Source organism: Pseudomonas sp. Pf153 (genome assembly GCF_001269775.1).
Lineage (GTDB): Bacteria > Pseudomonadota > Gammaproteobacteria > Pseudomonadales > Pseudomonadaceae > Aquipseudomonas > Aquipseudomonas uvaldensis.
This window is the reverse complement of sequence record NZ_LHVL01000018.1, coordinates 286,838-301,641: the sequence shown is the minus strand read 5'-3', so window position 1 is coordinate 301,641 and position 14,804 is coordinate 286,838. Positions and strand designations below refer to the sequence as shown.

Here is a 14,804-nt window from a genome sequence, read left to right as displayed (position 1 = left end):
GAAAGGATCTCCTATGGACCTTGACCAAGCCATCATCGCGCTAGGCTTTTTTGCCTTTTGCGGCGGCTTGATAGATGCAGCGGTAGGCGGTGGCGGGCTTGTTCAGGTGCCAGCACTTTTACATGCCCTGCCCCAGCAAAGCCTGGCCACCGTTTTCGGCACCAATAAACTGGCCGTCCTCGCAGGTAATGCGAGTTCAATATTCAGCTACTTGAAGAGAATAACCATCGTGTGGAGGTTGATGCTTCCCACCATGTGCTCAGCCTTTGTTTTTGCTTTCCTTGGGGCCGCCGTAGTATCTATTGCGCCGAAAAGACTGATGGAGCTCGTCGTTTTCTTCATCCTGATAACCATGGCTATTTATACTTTCAAGGAGAAGAAATTAGGCTTGGTGGGTTCCAACAAACCTTGCGGAACGAAGGAGATTGCATTCGGGATACTATTTGGTGGGCTGATTGGATTTTATGACGGTGTCTTTGGCCCAGGTAGCGGCAGTCTTCTGCTTTTTATTTTCGTCAAGTTCTTTGGCTTCGACTTTTTAAACGCATCGGCATCGGCAAAGCTGGTTAATTTGGGGACGTTTAGCGCCGCACTTATGTTTTTTGTTCCGTCTGGCAATGTGTTATGGACTGTCGGAGGCGTGGTTGCTCTTTGCAACATGGCAGGTTCTCTCGCCGGTGTTTTTTTGGCGCTGCGTTATGGAAGTGGCTTTATAAGAGTTTTCTTTCTGGTGCTGCTTATTTTCCTGATAGGCCGAATGGGGTTGACTGTTTTTTCGTAGACAATCACATAGGATCCAGCGAATGGGTGTTACGACCGCCACCGCCCTCGCGCATGCAAATACGCCGCCGTATCGCTATACCCCAACCGTGCGGCAATCTCCGCCAGCGGTTCGCCTTGCAGCTCCAAATGCAGTTCCAGTTCGGCGCGCACTTGATCGAGTACTTGTCGGAAGGTGGTGTCCTGCTCCTGCAAACGCCTGCGTAGCGTTCGCGGCGTGTGGTTCAGCGCCTGGGCCACGCTGACGAGGTTGGGCACTTCGTTTCGCCCCAACGCACGCCACACGCTTTCAGCCACCGTTGCCGACCAACCGGTGAAATGTCGATGGGCGGAGATGCGACGGTCCAATTCCTGGGTCAGCAATTCCAGCATGCCGTGATGACGCGTTTGCATCGGCAGCGTCGCGGTTTGGTCGTGGAAGTAGAAGCGGTTGGCCGGGCAATCGAATTCCAGATGTTCGCCGAACCACTGGACGTACCGGGCATGGTACGGCGGCCGCGAATGGGCGAACTGCGCCAGGATCGGTTTGACCGGCTGGCCGGTCCCGCGCTGCAGTTGCGTGACGGCCATGACCCCGTAGTGCTCGACGATGTAGCGCGCCACTTCGGTGGGCGCATTGACCCGCAGTTCGATGCCCATGCCCTTTTCATCGTCCAGCAGCCGCATGCTGTCCGCGTCCGACGCCAGGGGCACGTACTTGGCCCAGAGGCGCAAGGCTGACAAGACGTCCGGGCTGTAGAGGCAAAGGTACGCCAGGACGTGCACATCCTGGAGGGTAAACAGCGAGAAGAGTTTCAGGCCGATGGCCGGGTCGATATTCGCAGCGTCGCGCCACAGCTGGTCCAGCTCGACGAGGCTGTAGTCTCGGTTCTTGCCAGGGGCCTGGGCATCCAGGAAACGCTCCAGCACCTGGCCGAGCTTGCCACGGTGAAAGCGCTGCGCCGAGCGATTGGCCGCTGTTCCCGTGATTCTGTCCGTTTCGCGCATAGGGAGCACCGAGCCCTCGGTTTCTAATGAAATGGCATTGCCCTTTGGGCCTAATTCGAGAGTGCCATGAATACAATAATGCTCGCTAATCATCCAACGCTCATCGTGGCCGGGATCTTCCTCGCCTTCGTCTTACTGGAGCTCGCCTGCTCCGCGTTCAAGCAATCGAACGGCAGCCGGCGTGACGTGCTCATAGAGGCGATTGGCTCCGGCATCCTGGTGACCATCACGTTTCCCACGGTGATGTGGTTGAGTGCAAAGATCCTCAGCCTCACCGTGCCGGAGCTCAAAGATGCCCTCATCACCCTGCCCTGGCTGGCCGGGTTTGCGCTGTTTCTGCTGCTGGACGACATGACGCAATACTGGTGGCATCGCCTGACGCATCGAGTGCCGATGTTGTACGCCTTGCACCGGGCGCATCATTCCGCGCCGTACATGAGCATCCGCATCGTCTATCGCAACAACAGTTTCTATTACTGGCTGATGCCCGGTATCTGGCTCAGCGGCATGTTGATTTACCTGGGCCTGGCGCCGGTGTATTACATCTACCTGATCGTGAAGATGACGGTCATCTTTGCTGCCCACAGCAGCGTGCCATGGGATGAAAAACTCTACCGGATCCCGGCGTTGCGCCCTGCGGTCTGGGTGCTGGAGCGCGTCATCTCTACCCCTTCCACGCACTCGGCGCATCACGGCCTGACCGCCGAAGACGGTGTAACCCATTACAAGGGCAACTTCGGCAACTTGTTGTTCGTCTGGGACATGCTGTTCGGAACGGCCAAGATCACCCGGCGACGCCCACCCGCCTACGGTATTGAAAACCTGTCGCCGATCAGCTGGACCGAGGAATTGTTCTGGCCACTGGCACGCCGCCGTCATGCGAAACCTGCAGCCAAGACAAATGAGGAGGTAGCCCCATGAACCGCCATTTAGTCATCATCGCCGGTTCCCAGCGAGAGGGCAGTCAATCCTTGAAAGTGGCCGAATTTCTATATCGCCGGATAGAAGAACTTGAGCTTTTCGATTCCGCTGAGGTGATAGACCTGGCACACCAGCGGCTCCCCCTTTGGCCGCAAGAAGATACCCAGTCCATTTGGAACTCACTGCAATCAAGCCTCAGGAAGGCGACGGCGTTAATCGTTATCTGTCCTGAGTGGAATGGCATGGCGTGCCCTGCTTTGAAGAATTTCTTCGTGTATGCGGGCATCGAGGAACTCGGTCATAAGCCGGCCCTACTGGTGGGGGTGTCTGCAGGCGTTGGAGGCGCTTACCCGATTTCGGAGTTACGGGCTTCGAGTTATAAAAACTGCCGAATCGTTTACCTGCCAGAGCACCTCATTATCAGAAATGTGGAGTCGGTCATGGAAGGTGATACGCCGATTGGAGAAGAGGACAAGCGGATGCGCAAGCGCGTGGATTGGGTGTTGCGGATGCTGGGCCAATATGAAGCGGCGTTTTGTTCGATACGTACTGCAGTGACTCAAGTGCCGGGGTTTTCTTCAGGAATGTGATAAACCAGCGCAACGTCCGCGAGCCCGGTCCGACACTTGATCAACGGCCGGCTGCCAGCCACTCCCGAGGCGAGACCCCCACCTTGGCTGTAAAAGCCCGCGACAGTGCCGACGGCGTCGTATAGCCAAGCTCTTCGGTCAAACGCTTGATGGACTCACCTTGACGCAAGCGGCTCTGGGCCAGGGCGATACGCCAGCTGGTCAGGTAGTCGGCGGGGGTTTGGCCGACCACGTCGCGAAAGGTGTTGGCAAATGCCGTGCGTGACAGGCAGGCGCGTTCCGCCATGCGTTCCAGGGTCCAGGCGGCGCCGGGGTCTTCGTGGATGGCCACCAGAGCGCGGGCCAGGCGTGGGTTGGAGAGCCCGGCGATCAGGCCTGGCCGGATGCCGGCTTCATGCTGGTGGTCGAGCAGCCAGCGCAACAATTGCAGCACCACGACTTCGAACAGTCGGTCGGCAAGCATCCGTTGGCCGCAACGCACATGGTCGGTCTCGGCGAACAGCAATTCCAGGGCGGCGTGCAGACCTGGGACCTGGGCCAGCGGCAGGGCAATCAACGGAGGCAGCGCCCGGGCCAGGGGGTTGAGTGAACCGCCCTCGAACATAAGTCGGGCACAGGTGAAGTCGGCACCTTCCGCTGGGGGATTGTGGAATTGATGGGTGAGCGGGCAGGGATAGAACAGCAGCGAAGGCTCTTCGAAGCGCATCGAGGGCAGGCCTTGCCCACCGGAGTGAGTGACTTTCAATTGGCCCCGGCGCAGCACATGCAGGTAACCGAACCCTTCCCGCGCATCGAAGCGATTCACACCGCACAGGGCGCCGGTGTGATGCAACTGCGCCTGCACACGGAAATGGTCGAGGATGCCGGAGAGGCGATCGATGGTCGGATGCGTTTGCATTTTGAACGAATAGCTACGTTATGTGTACGTTAAGAGCCAAATAGTACAGAGCGTCCCCCTACACTGCCAGCACCACACATCACATGGCAGAAGGGCCCATTATGAAACTCATTCGATCCCACCTCCTTTGCGCTTCGTTGCTGCTTGGCTTGAGCGCCAGCGTCAGCGCCCATGAAACAGCCCATCAAGGCGGCATCGTCAGCCAACCGATGAAATCCGTGCAGGCGCCGTTCGATATCGTCCATACGAAGATCAGTACCCAAGGCAACGTGGCGATATTTCACATGGCGGTGTCCGGAAAGGCCGGCAAGGTACACCCCGCGGCCAGCGGCAAACTGGCAGGCAGCACTGTGTTCTCTTATGTCTGGCCCACCAGCCTGGACCCTTCAGTCATCGGTTTCGAGCCAAAGTCCGGGATCCTGGCGTTCGCCGTCACCTCACACCCGGACTTCGACGACACGCCGCTGTTCGACGAGAACCACGACGGGCGCCTGGATAACGATGGTGACCTTTGGCATTCCCACTGGGTGGTGCTGCAGCCCGACCCGGCCTGTGGAAAAGATTCACTGAAGGTGGTGGACATTCCCGAAGGAGCCAAGCCCCGTGTGCCGAAGACTTGGCCGGGGCTGCCGATCCTGATCGACAGCCCCGGTTGGACCCCGACCATCACCCGGCAAACCGTCGAAGTGCGGGTGCCGTTCGACGACATCGGCGCGGTAGAGGCCGGTGCTTTCGATGGCGTCACGGCGGCCCTTCGGGTGAACGCCAGCGTGCACAACCCACTGCTGTGCGTGGCCGACGTGTTCAAGGTGGCGTCGGGCGATCTGTCCCTGCCCGGCAAGGTCAATCGGTGAAATCGGCCCGCCCTCGCCGGGCGGGCTCGCATTGGCGGAGTGACGCGGCGTTATGCGTCCTCCCCCTTCTCCCCCGATTCATCGCTGTGCACCACCACCAACAACTGCGCCTGGACATCCCCCACCGAACGCAACCGATGGGGTTTCTGCGCATTGAAATGCAAGGCATCGCCGCGGTTCAGCAATACGCGCTCGTTCATGAAATCCACTTCCACCTGGCCCTCATGCACGAACAGGAATTCCTCCCCCGTGTGTTCCTTGAACGCGTGATGCGCGGTGAAATCGCTCGCGGGATAGAGGATGAAGGGCAGCAGGCTGCGCTCGGACACTTGATGGGCCAACACCGCGTATTCGGAGCTGCCGCTGCTCGCCGCCAGCGATTGACGGTCTTCACAGCGCACCAGGCTGTAGCTGTCGAGGGAGACGCTGTCTTCGGAGAACAGCTCCTCGACTTTCACGCTCAGGGCCTTGGCGAGTTTGAGCGCCGTGGCGATGGAGGGCGTGCTCAAGCCCCGTTCCACCTTGGACAGGTAGCTCTTGGTCATCCCGGTTTTTTCGGCCAGGACGTCGAGTGTCATGCCGAGTTTTTTCCTGAGCAATTTCAAGCGAATGGACATAGGTAACCAACATTTCCAGAGAAACGGACAATCAAAGGTTGCAAATGACACTTTGTGTCATATAGTATTTTTTGTGTCATTAGCACCTTCCTTTCACAGCTTCCATGACGCGGATCAAGAACGGTCAAAGAACGAATCAGGAGAACGGGTATGAGCAAGACACTGGCGACGCCCAAGGACCAGTTGGTCCAGCATGCTGTTAACCAGATGCAGAAAACACTGCCGGATAATACGTGGACTGTACGACAAAAGCTGGCCCTGACCTGCCGCATCCTGTTTGAGAACGGTCACGACTCAGGGCTGGCGGGGCAGATTACCGCGCGCGGGCCGCAGCCGGGCACCTATTACACCCAGCAATTGGGCCTGGGCTTCGATGAGATCACCGCCGGTAACCTGTTACTGGTCAATGAAGACCTCGAAGTGTTGGAAGGCCATGGCATGCCCAACCCGGCCAACCGCTTTCACACTTGGGTCTACCGCGCCCGGCCGGATGTGAATTGCATCATCCACACCCACCCGACCCACATCGCTGCGCTGTCGATGCTGGAGGTGCCGCTGCAGATTTCCCACATGGACCTCTGCCCGCTGTACGACGACTGCGCGTTCCTGGAGGGCTGGCCGGGGGTACCGGTGGGTAACGAGGAAGGCGAATTGATCGCCGGTGCCTTGGGTGACAAGCGCGCCATTCTGCTTTCCCACCACGGCCAGTTGTCCACCGGCGCCACGGTGGAGGAAGCCTGCAACATCGCCCAACTGATCGAACGCGCCGCGAAGCTGCAATTGCTGGCGATGGCCGCCGGCGAGGTGAAACCGATCCTGCCTCATCTGGGCCGCGAAGCCCACGACTGGATCGCCCGCCCCAAGCGCCACGCGGCCGCCTTCAACTACTACGCCCGGCAGACCTTGCGTCAACACGCCGATTGCTTGAACTGAACCCACCAGGAGCGAAGCCATGTCTACCCCCAACATCCACGGCATCATCGGCTACACCATCACGCCCTTCTCCACCGACGGCCAGGGCTTGGACCTGGACGCACTGGGCCGGTCCATCGACCGTCTGATCGACAGCGGCGTGCATGCCATCGCGCCCCTGGGCAGCACCGGCGAAGGCGCCTACCTGAGCGACGCCGAGTGGGACCAGGTCAGCGAGTTCAGCATCGCTCGCGTCGCCGGCCGGGTGCCGACCGTGGTCAGCGTGTCTGACCTGACCACCGCCAAGGCGGTACGCCGCGCACGCTTTGCCCAGGCGAAGGGCGCCGATGTGGTGATGGTGCTGCCGGCCTCTTACTGGAAACTGAGCGAGGCGGAAATCCTCGCGCACTACCAGGCCATCGGCGCCAGCATCGACTTGCCCATCATGCTCTACAACAACCCCGCCACCAGCGGCATCGACATGTCGGTGGAGCTGATCCTGCGGATTTTCAACGCGGTGGATAACGTCACCATGGTCAAGGAGAGCACCGGCGACATCCAGCGTATGCACAAGCTGCAGTTACTGGGCGAAGGCCAGGTGCCGTTCTACAACGGTTGCAACCCTCTGGCGCTGGAAGCCTTCGCCGCCGGGGCAAAGGGCTGGTGCACCGCCGCGCCGAACCTGATCCCGCAGCTCAACCTCGACCTGTACGCCGCCGTTCTCGCCAACGACCTGACCCAGGCCCGGACATTGTTCTATCGTCAGTTGCCGCTGCTGGACTTCATCCTCAAGGGCGGCTTGCCCGCCACCATCAAGGCCGGTTTGCGCAACCTCGGCCTGGAAGTCGGCCACCCGCGCCTGCCGGTGTTCCCGCTTGATGAAGCGCGCAACGCCCAACTGCAGACAATGTTGAAAGAACTGCTCTGATCCTGCGCACTACCCTTGCGACCGGACAGGTGGCGCCCATGGACGCCACCTGTGCGGGACCGTCGAAGGCTACGCTTGGCAGGGCTACGTTATTCCCGCACTGCAACATTGCGAGGCATGAGATGCGTATCTACAAACCCTTGGATTGTGATCTGCATGATTATCTGGAGATTGCCTGCCTGTACGGCTATGCGCTGGACATCGAACTGACTGACGGCCAGCGGTTGACAGCCCGTGCGATCACCACGCGCACCTCGCCGACGCGAGAGGAATTTCTCGAAGTCGAAACCGCTGATGGTCGCCTGGAGATCCGCCTCGATCAGTTGTTGGCGATTACACCGCAGGACAAGAACGCCAGGTTTGGCCGTGTGGTGCTGGCGAATGGCTGAGGGCTGCATCAGGTCTTTACCTGCCGTCCTTACCTGCATTGAGGAAAACAGCCCCATCACTCACAGAAACCTCCTACATCTCCCTCCATAGCTCCCGCGTTAGCGTCTGTCCTGCCTTTTATCGGACGAGACGCACCACGTCGTGACACGCAAACAAGACATCCCCCAAGTCCGAAACCCGCCCGGCGGTGACGGGCACTACGTCACCTATCGGGACATGACCGCCACCGAACTGGCCGAGCGCGAAACCCGACAGCGGGCTTATGAAGCCATGCTTGCCCGACAGGCCGCTTACGTACAGGCGCGGTGGGCCACAGCGAGTAACAAGCCGTTATCCAGCGTAACCGGAAGCGTGTTTGCCAAGAGCTGCACGCTCCCCAACGGCATCATCGATTACAGCAACCCCAACGGCTACGTCCCGGCAGACCTGGTCAAACAGTACGGCGACCTGATGTGGCTCGGCGGCCGGAGCGCCGACCCATCCGGCACGGTGCCCCTCAAGCAGATCGGCGCGGGTGCGGTTCCGGCTACGTTGGGCAGGCTCGCGCTGGGCGGTTCGGCAGCTTCTACGGCGGCTAGTGCTGGCGGCACCGTCGGCGCAGCGCTACTGACCGGCATCGTTGCTTTGCTCTGGCCCTCCAGCCTGGGCGACAGCGCGCTCTATAGCGAAGACCAGCTGAGAAACCTCAAGCAAGCCCGCAGCCGCATGCGCCTGAGCATCGAACAGCAAGCCGATGGCAGTCTCAAGGGTTATGGTTTCTATACGGGGCACAATCGCGACTGGGAAATGGTCGACGTTGTCCAGTTCACCCCACGAGCCGACCAGTTCGTCGCTGACCTGGGCGATGGCGTCGAACTGATCTGGACGCCGGCTACCAATCCGTCCGACACCCTTGGCATTCCAGCCCTGGAGGCTGCGCCTCAGGCACCGCCTGTATGGATCTACCCGCCGACACCGATGGCCGACAGCATCATCGTCGACCCGATTTATCCACCGGAGTACAGGGACTTCATTCTGGTGTTTCCGGCGGATTCGGGTGTTCGGCCGGTTTATGTCGTTGTCTCTGTCAGACGAAGCGGTAACGCCGATCATGACTATCATCCAGCGCCAGATACCGAAGAAATTACCGGTTTTTCAAATCTCAAAGCCGCAAAAAAGAAAACACCAAAACAAGCAGGGGCAGGCCTAAGAGAGCGGTGGGTTGATTCTAAAGGAAGGACTATTTATGAATGGGACTCCAGACATGGTGAGCTCGAGGCATACCGAGCAAGCGATGGAAGCCATTTAGGCGCGTTCGATCACGAGACGGGTGTACAGGTAGGTCAGGCTAGAAAAAACCGCAACATAAAAAAGTATTTGTGAGAACACGATGGGCTTAAAACTAAGATTGGATTGGTATGACAAAAAAACCGAATTGGGTGAAGGCGAAGAATACTCGAAAGACTTAGGGGACGATTTGTCGGCAATCATTGCGCTGGATCTGGAAAGCGAACCAGAAATATATGACGGTGGTTTCGATTTGCTCGCTGAATGGATACCCATCATCCAGCCCTTCTTTGAACACCCAATCAAACCAGAAAAATTCGACTATCAAATTGCTTTTCGATACAGAACCAGTTGGCGAAAATAGCTTACCAACTAATGCAATGCTTAACTTTGCAACGACCGAGGATCTTATTCATCAGCACAGTTCCATGAGGATCAAATGGGACTCAAACTAAGACTCGAGTGGTTTAGCAAGCAAACCAAATTCTACAAGGAGGGTAAAAAAGTGAAGCCCATCGTTGAAATTTTTGATATAGCCACGGAAGAATTAATACAGACTGTGGAAATCCCAGGCGTCTATTTAGACCCGTTGGCTGCGCTAATGGGCTGGACAAAGCCTGAGGATTTTTGCTTTGTCTACGACCTGTTACCGCAGCAGATAAAAACGATAGAAGAGTGGACTCATACAACACTTGATGGTGATAACCGAATAATTCAAATCGTCTGCCTAGAATAGATAGAAGCATGAAACACAAAATAATGGGTATCATTGACGGAGATGATTTCGCCACATACGAAACAACATTTGGCATCGACGGCGAAGCCCTGGCAAAAATAATGAACTGGAGCCAGAAAGAAGATCATTTGTACGACTATGAGCTGAGTGCAGCTCAAATTGAAGCCTTGGAAAAAGCGTGCTCAATCGAGCTTCCTAGCAACCTGTTGCTTTTCCTGACCAGCAGCAATTAGTTGGCAGCGTGGTCCTGATCCTTTTACGATGAACTGCGTTGGGCGGTTTGGGCCTGCTACGCAGCCCCGCGGGAGAACTGCCTGCCGTCCCCTTTCAATAAGCGCCGGCGTGCGTTCGTCGTCAGGACGGCGGATAGGCCTCGTTGAACACCTTGCAAAATCTTCCGCCTTCGAAAAGAGCAGCTGTACATTGATTTGCCCTTGCTGTGTTGCCTGGCTGGCCCAACCGCCTAGCAGAAGTCTCTTGGATGGCGCTTCAGATCGCCTGCCGCGTACAGATCCATCCATGCATTAATCCCGCTTGAAAGAACTGCACAGGGGCGTCAAACCCGGCGGCCTTTATAAGGCCCGCGACCTGTTGCGCAGGCAGGATCGCAACGTTCCTGGCGTAGGCAGTACGCGCTCGCTCCAGCCCTTCCGGCCGAAGACCATCGGAGGACATCAGCGTCAGCCAACTGCGTAACAGCACCTCATAGGCAGGCGATTCGGTATCAGAGGCAAGGTCAGCGTTCGCCAATATTCCATGAGGTTTAAGGCGGCGGGCAATCTCGTGAAAGAACGTGGTGCGAGCGCCTCCATCTAACAAAAATTGGGATACCAGCAAGCAGGTAGCAGCGTCGTAGCTGGCCTCGGCGGCGAGCGTGTCAAGGTAGCCTTCGTGAAAATGGCAGCGTGCAAGAAAGCCATTTTGAACAGCCTTCTGACGACAGACCTCAAGCATGGCGCCCGAGGGGTCGACAGCAGTGAAATGCCAGCCTGGGAAGCGCTCTGCCAGATGGGCAAGTTCCGCCCCTGTGCCAACGCCTACGCAGAGTATCCGGGCATCTTCCGGCAGACCGGTAAATTGAGATTCGAGCAGCAAATAGAGGGCGGCGCGAATCGGCGCCATCCCTTCCCATTGCTTGTCGTAGCTGACAGCTTGCTGGTCGAACACTGTCTTGAGTTCTTCATTGCGCATAGGGCACCTTGGGTCGTGACAGACGCATCGCGTTAACCGCGGTATTGCTTCTAGTATCCCTGCCCTGTCAAGCCCTGCACATTTGCGGCCGCAATGCCATGGATCAGCACCGGACCAGGAACCCAGCCGAACACTTCCGCCAGCTCAGAAGCTGCCCCCACAGCATGCCCAGCAAAAAATATTTCCCTCCCATCCCCTCCCGCAAAACTCCCATCCGCTCCAGCAAAGCCCCCGGCAAATCCGCCCCCCGATAATCCCCCCTTCGCTCGCACTCCCCTCACCCGTCAGCACCGTGTAACGCCCATGAACCTACGCATCTTCATCCGTAGCTATTGCCTCAACTCCAGGCTCGCCACAAATACGCTGATCCAACTGCACCGGGCGCTTTCGTTCCTGGCCGGTTACTTGGCGCGGCAGGGCTTCGACTCCAGGACATGGCCGGCAACCCGTGACGCGGACACGCTGGAGCAGCGCGGTAGCGCCGTTTGCCCGGAGCTGGCAGCAACGGTCTTCAGCCACGCACGGGAGGGGGTCGTTCTGGTGGATCCGTACGGCCGGGTCATCAGCGTGAACGAGGCCTTCACGCGGCTCACCGGTTATGGACAGGACGAGGTCAGGGGCCGGGATCTGAATTCACATCGTATGGTACGGCGGCTCACGGCGTTTTATGCGCCGATGAAGACTGCGCTGGATTTCCACGGGCACTGGTCCGGGGAAATCCAGAGCAGCCATAAGGACGGTCGGGAGATGACGTCGCGCATCAGCATCAGTGCGGTGCATGACCGTCACGGGAACGTTCAGCATTACGTGGCGCTGTTCAGCGACATGACGCAGGTGAAACAACGTCTTCAGTTGCTGGAACGCGATGCTCGTTTTGATGCGCTCACGCAGTTGCCCAATCGGCTACTGTTGGCCGAACGGATGCGTCAGGCATTGGGCAAGGCGCGTATCCATCAGCACAAGGTCGCCATTGCGTTTATCGACCTCGATGGGTTCAAGGCGCTTAACGACAGTTACGGCCATGACTGGGGGGATCGGGTGTTGCAGATTGTCGCGGCGCGGATCAATGCGACGCTGCGTGAAAGCGACACGCTGGCGCGGCTCGGTGGCGATGAGTTTGTGGCCGGGCTAGTGGGTTTGCAGGAGGTGGAGGACTGCGAGCCGTTGCTCAAGCGCATGTTGCAAGCGGCCAATGCGCCGATCCTGATTGGCGCGCAAACGGTGGAGATCGCCGCGAGTATCGGCGTGGCATTTTTCCCCGAGCATGGGCAGGAGGTGGATGCGCTGATCAGCAAAGCGGATCAGGCGATGTACTTGTCGAAGAAGGCCGGCGGCAACCGCTTGGCGTTTTGTCCCACGCGTTTTATTTCGCTCAATAGCGAAGCCTGAAGGTGGTGCCGAGGGTTCTTTCGCTGCCGGTCATCACGCCGTAGTCTCCGGCCCCCAGCAATGAGTAAACGGCGGTGATGTAGTGACGGTCGAAAGCGTTGTGCATCCAGCCTTCCACTTCCCAACCCCGGTCCTGGCTGCGCAGCCCCAGGCGCAGATTGGTAATGCCGTAGCTGGGTTGATAGCTGCCTTCTCCACCTTCGAGGGTGCCGTAGTAGCCGGTGCGAAAGCTGTAGTCGACGCCGCTGTAGACTTCCAGTCCGTAGGGCAGCGGATGGCTATGGTCCAGGCCGCTGCTGAGGTTCCATTCCGGGGCGTTGTAGAGGCGGTCACCGCTGAGGTCGCAGGTCCATTGGCCGGTCTGCGGTGGGCACGGTGCGTTGGGGAAGCTGCGATAGCGTGCATCGCTCCAGGCCAGGCCCAGGCGCCAGGTGAGTCGGGGGGCCAGTTGCCAGGCCGAATCCAGTTCGACGCCGCGCAGGCGGACCTTGCCGACGTTGATCAGGTTGTCCCGCAGCGGTGGCGCGAACATCGACGTCGGTGGGCTGTAGGTGAGCGCCTGGTAGTTGTCGACATCGGTCTGGTAGACGGCGAGGTCGAGCATGGCCCGCTCGTCCCAGAAGCGCATCTTCAGGCCCAGTTCCAGTGAGGTGGCGCGTTCCGGCTCGAAGGTGGGCGCGGTCAACGGGCCGACCACGTCGAAGTTGATGCCGCCAGCCTTGTAGCCCCGCGACCAGCTGACGTAGCCCATCACCGCATCGCTGAAGCGGTAGCTGGCGCCGAGCAGGCTGGAGACGTTGTGTTCTTCGATCGAATCCTCGCGGTAATAACCACGGCCGAGGGCGATGTCGCGCAGTAATTGTCCACCGCCCTGAAAGATCGGAGGCAAGCCCGTCAGCGGCGCAAGGTTGCTGACATCACGGGAAACCCAGCCGTCCTTGCGCTCCCGACTGTAGCGCAGGCCGCCGGTCAGTTCGAGAGGGTCGACGGGGCGCCAGGAAACCTGGCCGAAAATCGCCCGGCTGTCACCCTTCTGCTCGCCGTCGTAGTGTTGCCGGGCGCCGTCCAGAAGCAGCGACGGCACTTGGCTCGGATCGGTAAAGGTGATGCCGTAGAGTTTCTGCAGTTGCTCCAACTGATCGCCGACGAACCAGGGCGCGGCGTCCTTGCCGAACTGAACGTCGATGTCCCGGTCGAGCTGCTGGCGCAGATAATAGAGCCCGGCGACATAATCGATGGACGAGCCGACCGTGCCCGATAGCCGCCACTCCTGACTGAACTGCTGGTGCCCCAGTTCCGTCTCGGACTGAGCGACCGACAACGTAGTGCTGTCGCCGTCGCGGGTGGCGCGGTAGTCCCAGTCACGGTAGGCGGTGATGCTTGTAAAACGCATCGCGTCATCCAGATCCCAGTTCAGTTCCAGCGAGACACCGTTCTGCTGGGTTTTCGGACGCCCCGGTGCGTCGATACGCACCTCGCGTTGATAAGGGTCGGGCTCGGACAGCGGATAGCCGAGAAATTGAGCGCGTTTGCGCGTCTGCTGGCTGTAGTGATTGACCAGCAGCACATTACCGGCCTCGTTTTGCCGGGCATGGTCTGCGATCAGGCGGGCGCTGAAGTCCGTGGTCGGCGTCCACAGCAGTTGTCCGCGCAGGCCCTGGCTGTCGGCGTCACCGAGGCGGGAGCCGTTTTCCATGTTTTCCACTTGCCCCTCCTCCGAGCGGTCGAAAACATTCAGCCGCCCCGCCAGGACATCGTCGCGCAGCGCCCCGGAAATCATCCCACGATACTCCCGCAGGCCGTGGTCTCCGTAGCTGGCCTCAAGGTTGGCCTCGGGTTGGAACGTCGGTGAGCGGGTGATGATGTTCAGCGCGCCCGCCGTGGTGTTCTTGCCGAACAAGGTGCCCTGGGGCCCGCGCAGCACTTCGATGCGCTCAATGTCCATCAACTCGGTGAAGGCCATGCCCTGGCGCGCCTGGTACACACCATCGACGTAGGTGCCGACACTGCCTTCCAGGCCATCGTTGTAGGCGGTCGCGCCGAACCCGCGCAGGCCAAAACCGGCATAGCGGGCGTCATGCCCGGACACCACCAGTCCGGGCACACGCTGCTGGATATCTTGCAGCGTGTGCAGGTTGGCCTCGTCCAATTGCTCGCCGTAGAGAACGTTGATCGGGATGGGCACCTGTTGCGGGTCTTCCTCGCGACGGCGGGCGGTCACCGTGGTTTCGTCGAGGACGATGGCGTCGAGCGACGGCGCAACCTCTTGCACGGCGTGGACGGACGCCCAAGGCAACATCGCCAAGCCGCCGAGCAAGAGCAGCCGGTAACCCCGATTGAGCACC

17 protein-coding genes are annotated in these 14,804 nt (G+C 59.2%); 12 read left to right on the top strand and 5 right to left on the bottom strand.

Annotation, left to right across the window (positions count from 1 at the left end; translation table 11 throughout):
* Nucleotides 1-13: 13 nt before the first annotated feature.
* Nucleotides 14-781 (top strand): TSUP family transporter, encoded by a 768-nt coding sequence (locus AD666_RS13480; RefSeq protein ID WP_053152493.1) that lies wholly within the window; start codon nucleotides 14-16, stop codon nucleotides 779-781.
* A gap of 29 nt (nucleotides 782-810) precedes the next feature.
* Here AD666_RS13480 and AD666_RS13475 read toward each other — a convergent pair whose 3' ends face one another.
* Nucleotides 811-1,767: an AraC family transcriptional regulator ligand-binding domain-containing protein gene (locus AD666_RS13475; RefSeq protein WP_053152491.1), complete on the bottom strand. Its 957-nt coding sequence runs from the start codon at nucleotides 1,765-1,767 to the stop codon at nucleotides 811-813.
* A 66-nt stretch (nucleotides 1,768-1,833) separates the two neighbouring features.
* Here AD666_RS13475 and AD666_RS13470 point away from each other — a divergent pair, with 66 nt between their 5' ends.
* Both AD666_RS13470 and AD666_RS13465 read left to right on the top strand, forming a co-directional pair.
* Entirely contained in the window at nucleotides 1,834-2,688 is an 855-nt protein-coding gene (locus tag AD666_RS13470) for a sterol desaturase family protein (RefSeq protein WP_053152489.1), read from the top strand.
* Nucleotides 2,685-3,278 carry an NADPH-dependent FMN reductase gene (locus tag AD666_RS13465; RefSeq protein WP_053152488.1) on the top strand — a complete coding sequence of 198 codons (594 nt, stop codon included), beginning with the start codon at nucleotides 2,685-2,687 and terminating at the stop codon, nucleotides 3,276-3,278. The genes AD666_RS13470 and AD666_RS13465 overlap by 4 nt, the downstream gene beginning before the upstream one ends.
* 40 nt (nucleotides 3,279-3,318) lie before the next feature.
* Here the strand turns inward: AD666_RS13465 and AD666_RS13460 are convergent, their stop codons facing one another.
* Nucleotides 3,319-4,176: an AraC family transcriptional regulator gene (locus tag AD666_RS13460; RefSeq protein ID WP_053152486.1), complete on the bottom strand. Its 858-nt coding sequence runs from the start codon at nucleotides 4,174-4,176 to the stop codon at nucleotides 3,319-3,321.
* Nucleotides 4,177-4,277: 101 nt separating this feature from the next.
* Here AD666_RS13460 and AD666_RS13455 point away from each other — a divergent pair, with 101 nt between their 5' ends.
* Nucleotides 4,278-5,030: a hypothetical protein gene (locus tag AD666_RS13455; protein ID WP_053152484.1), complete on the top strand. Its 753-nt coding sequence runs from the start codon at nucleotides 4,278-4,280 to the stop codon at nucleotides 5,028-5,030.
* A gap of 50 nt (nucleotides 5,031-5,080) precedes the next feature.
* Here the strand turns inward: AD666_RS13455 and AD666_RS13450 are convergent, their stop codons facing one another.
* The gene (locus tag AD666_RS13450) at nucleotides 5,081-5,647 is read right to left on the bottom strand and encodes a helix-turn-helix domain-containing protein (protein ID WP_053152482.1); all 567 of its coding nucleotides are present in this window, start codon (nucleotides 5,645-5,647) and stop codon (nucleotides 5,081-5,083) included.
* Between the two features lie 150 nt (nucleotides 5,648-5,797).
* Here AD666_RS13450 and AD666_RS13445 point away from each other — a divergent pair, with 150 nt between their 5' ends.
* The 7 genes from AD666_RS13445 to AD666_RS13420 all read left to right on the top strand — a co-directional run bounded on the left by AD666_RS13445 (nucleotide 5,798) and on the right by AD666_RS13420 (nucleotide 10,112).
* Nucleotides 5,798-6,580 carry an aldolase gene (locus AD666_RS13445; protein ID WP_053152480.1) on the top strand — a complete coding sequence of 261 codons (783 nt, stop codon included), beginning with the start codon at nucleotides 5,798-5,800 and terminating at the stop codon, nucleotides 6,578-6,580.
* 19 nt (nucleotides 6,581-6,599) lie between these two features.
* Nucleotides 6,600-7,487, top strand: coding sequence for a dihydrodipicolinate synthase family protein (locus tag AD666_RS13440; RefSeq protein ID WP_053152478.1), 888 nt, complete (start codon nucleotides 6,600-6,602; stop codon nucleotides 7,485-7,487).
* 122 nt (nucleotides 7,488-7,609) lie between these two features.
* A complete protein-coding gene (locus tag AD666_RS13435; RefSeq protein WP_053152476.1) occupies nucleotides 7,610-7,876 on the top strand; it encodes a Rho-binding antiterminator in 267 nt (88 codons plus the stop codon).
* 142 nt (nucleotides 7,877-8,018) lie between these two features.
* Nucleotides 8,019-9,239 carry a colicin E3/pyocin S6 family cytotoxin gene (locus AD666_RS13430; RefSeq protein ID WP_053152474.1) on the top strand — a complete coding sequence of 407 codons (1,221 nt, stop codon included), beginning with the start codon at nucleotides 8,019-8,021 and terminating at the stop codon, nucleotides 9,237-9,239.
* Nucleotides 9,240-9,246: 7 nt separating this feature from the next.
* Nucleotides 9,247-9,507: a colicin E3-like toxin immunity protein gene (locus AD666_RS26015; RefSeq protein WP_082339772.1), complete on the top strand. Its 261-nt coding sequence runs from the start codon at nucleotides 9,247-9,249 to the stop codon at nucleotides 9,505-9,507.
* A 75-nt stretch (nucleotides 9,508-9,582) separates the two neighbouring features.
* Nucleotides 9,583-9,879 (top strand): hypothetical protein, encoded by a 297-nt coding sequence (locus tag AD666_RS13425; RefSeq protein ID WP_172679627.1) that lies wholly within the window; start codon nucleotides 9,583-9,585, stop codon nucleotides 9,877-9,879.
* 8 nt (nucleotides 9,880-9,887) lie between these two features.
* Nucleotides 9,888-10,112, top strand: coding sequence for a hypothetical protein (locus AD666_RS13420; RefSeq protein ID WP_053152472.1), 225 nt, complete (start codon nucleotides 9,888-9,890; stop codon nucleotides 10,110-10,112).
* A gap of 256 nt (nucleotides 10,113-10,368) precedes the next feature.
* Here AD666_RS13420 and AD666_RS13415 read toward each other — a convergent pair whose 3' ends face one another.
* Nucleotides 10,369-11,070, bottom strand: a complete 702-nt coding sequence (locus AD666_RS13415; protein ID WP_053152470.1) for a class I SAM-dependent methyltransferase — start codon at nucleotides 11,068-11,070, stop codon at nucleotides 10,369-10,371.
* Between the two features lie 303 nt (nucleotides 11,071-11,373).
* Here AD666_RS13415 and AD666_RS13410 point away from each other — a divergent pair, with 303 nt between their 5' ends.
* On the top strand, nucleotides 11,374-12,459 hold the full coding sequence (locus tag AD666_RS13410; protein WP_053152468.1) for a sensor domain-containing diguanylate cyclase: 1,086 nt from the start codon (nucleotides 11,374-11,376) through the stop codon (nucleotides 12,457-12,459).
* On the opposite strand, the gene AD666_RS13405 is transcribed toward AD666_RS13410, so the two are convergent.
* Nucleotides 12,443-14,803, bottom strand: coding sequence for a TonB-dependent receptor (locus tag AD666_RS13405; RefSeq protein ID WP_156315944.1), 2,361 nt, complete (start codon nucleotides 14,801-14,803; stop codon nucleotides 12,443-12,445). The genes AD666_RS13410 and AD666_RS13405 overlap by 17 nt on opposite strands.
* Nucleotide 14,804 lies beyond the last annotated feature (1 nt).

Bases quoted from the DNA above. Each gene is read 5' to 3' on its own strand.
- AD666_RS13440 (WP_053152478.1), top strand. From the start codon at position 6,600: ATGTCTACCCCCAACATCCACGGCATCATCGGCTACACCATCACGCCC.
- AD666_RS13460 (WP_053152486.1), bottom strand. From the start codon at position 4,176: ATGCAAACGCATCCGACCATCGATCGCCTCTCCGGCATCCTCGACCAT.
- AD666_RS13455 (WP_053152484.1), top strand. From the start codon at position 4,278: ATGAAACTCATTCGATCCCACCTCCTTTGCGCTTCGTTGCTGCTTGGC.
- AD666_RS13425 (WP_172679627.1), top strand. From the start codon at position 9,583: ATGGGACTCAAACTAAGACTCGAGTGGTTTAGCAAGCAAACCAAATTC.
- AD666_RS13420 (WP_053152472.1), top strand. From the start codon at position 9,888: ATGAAACACAAAATAATGGGTATCATTGACGGAGATGATTTCGCCACA.
- AD666_RS13415 (WP_053152470.1), bottom strand. From the start codon at position 11,070: ATGCGCAATGAAGAACTCAAGACAGTGTTCGACCAGCAAGCTGTCAGC.
- AD666_RS13450 (WP_053152482.1), bottom strand. From the start codon at position 5,647: ATGTCCATTCGCTTGAAATTGCTCAGGAAAAAACTCGGCATGACACTC.
- AD666_RS13480 (WP_053152493.1), top strand. From the start codon at position 14: ATGGACCTTGACCAAGCCATCATCGCGCTAGGCTTTTTTGCCTTTTGC.
- AD666_RS13465 (WP_053152488.1), top strand. From the start codon at position 2,685: ATGAACCGCCATTTAGTCATCATCGCCGGTTCCCAGCGAGAGGGCAGT.
- AD666_RS26015 (WP_082339772.1), top strand. From the start codon at position 9,247: ATGGGCTTAAAACTAAGATTGGATTGGTATGACAAAAAAACCGAATTG.
- AD666_RS13410 (WP_053152468.1), top strand. From the start codon at position 11,374: ATGAACCTACGCATCTTCATCCGTAGCTATTGCCTCAACTCCAGGCTC.
- AD666_RS13435 (WP_053152476.1), top strand. From the start codon at position 7,610: ATGCGTATCTACAAACCCTTGGATTGTGATCTGCATGATTATCTGGAG.
- AD666_RS13445 (WP_053152480.1), top strand. From the start codon at position 5,798: ATGAGCAAGACACTGGCGACGCCCAAGGACCAGTTGGTCCAGCATGCT.
- AD666_RS13470 (WP_053152489.1), top strand. From the start codon at position 1,834: ATGAATACAATAATGCTCGCTAATCATCCAACGCTCATCGTGGCCGGG.
- AD666_RS13475 (WP_053152491.1), bottom strand. From the start codon at position 1,767: ATGCGCGAAACGGACAGAATCACGGGAACAGCGGCCAATCGCTCGGCG.